Annotated in this window: 1 protein-coding gene; it reads left to right on the forward strand. The window is 51.0% G+C overall.

The genetic code is table 11. The features are described from left to right. The first annotated feature begins 75 nt into the window (after positions 1-75). Complete coding sequence (locus GEU01_RS21840) at positions 76-1,155, forward strand: replication initiation protein (protein ID WP_026018937.1); 1,080 nt, start codon at positions 76-78, stop codon at positions 1,153-1,155. Positions 1,156-1,316 lie beyond the last annotated feature (161 nt).

The raw sequence follows: 1,316 nt of genomic DNA on the forward strand, positions 1-1,316 counted from the left end.
CTTCACCTGACCTTATTCTCATTCTAAGGTCAGGATACGAATCGTTCGTCCCGTTAGGTGCTGGATAACCCGCCCATGCAATACGCATCCGAAAGTGATGAAGCTCCAAAGCGCGCCATGCGTGTTGCTCGCGCTCTACAGCATAAGGGTGCCGACGAGTTCGCCAAACCTGGCCACCTTGTGGAGATACGTTTCGTCAGAGGCCAATCGCTAAGCCTGACTGCATCACGTCTACTCGCGTTGATGATCCTTGTAGCCGGTGGCGATGCTTGGAAGCCAGTGGTCCACCGCATGCGCAAAGCAGACATCAGGCGGGGTCACAAAGGTAACGAACGCATAAGTGACATGCTTGAAGAACTGCATGGTACTCTATTTGCCGAAGACGACATTTCCTGGCGAGGTAAAAAAGCGACGCGACGATTTTCTCTGATTGCCTCTTCAAGGGAAGAAGTTGAAGACACAGAGCCTGGAAAAGAAGTCGGTTGGATCGAGTGGGAATTTACTCCTGATGCCCGAAGACTAATCCAAGAGTCTGAGACCTATGCGGTCATGAACCGCACCGCTGTATTGGGTTTTCGTTCGGCTTACGCGCTTAAACTTTACGAAATCGGGGCCTTGCGCGTGAAGAGACGTCAAACCGTGTGGAAAGGTGACGTCATCGCATTTCGTGCTGCCTTAGGGATCTCACCTAACGTCTATAAAGACTTTGCTCAGTTGCGGCGAAAAGTATTGACCGTTTGCAAGAATGAAATCGACGAACTGGCGCATTTTACGGTCGAGTGGACGGAAATAAGACAAGGAAGAGCAGTAAGAGAACTCGAGATTGTTTTCCAACCTAAGGAAACCCCAAAGGTCATAGATCATCAAACAACTACACGCGAATTAGAAACACAACGCAATCAAGTAGTACGACCCGCAGCTGCGAAAAGCGATGGGCAGCTAATGTTTCCAGCCGGTTCTCTCCAGTTTGGAGCCGACCAAGAGATATTCGCTAGAATAGCGCGTTCCTCTGGCGGGGGCTGGGATATCGACCTGATTGCCGATGCATTCCGAGACCATCTCGGTGAGCGACTTGGCAAGCTGCATGGTTCCAAGCTTAAAGCGGCATGGAAAGGCTTTTGCGAAAGTTATCACAACCGTCGAGGCAATCCGTAAACGTGAGCCGAGAACGCTTCTATAACGCTAAAAATGCGAAATAGGGCGCGACAACGCAGGTCGTCTCTATGTCGATTTAGCAGCCTGTCGGGTTGGGGTACCCTGTGAAGGGGTGAGGTTGTAAGGTGGTGAGATGAGCAGCTTCATCCCGTTTGACCGGT

It is taken from the genome of Komagataeibacter europaeus LMG 18890 (assembly GCF_000285295.1).
Classification (GTDB): Bacteria; Pseudomonadota; Alphaproteobacteria; order Acetobacterales; family Acetobacteraceae; genus Komagataeibacter; species Komagataeibacter europaeus.

Coding starts and splice junctions, on each gene's coding strand:
- GEU01_RS21840 (WP_026018937.1), top strand. CDS start 76: ATGCAATACGCATCCGAAAGTGATGAAGCTCCAAAGCGCGCCATGCGT.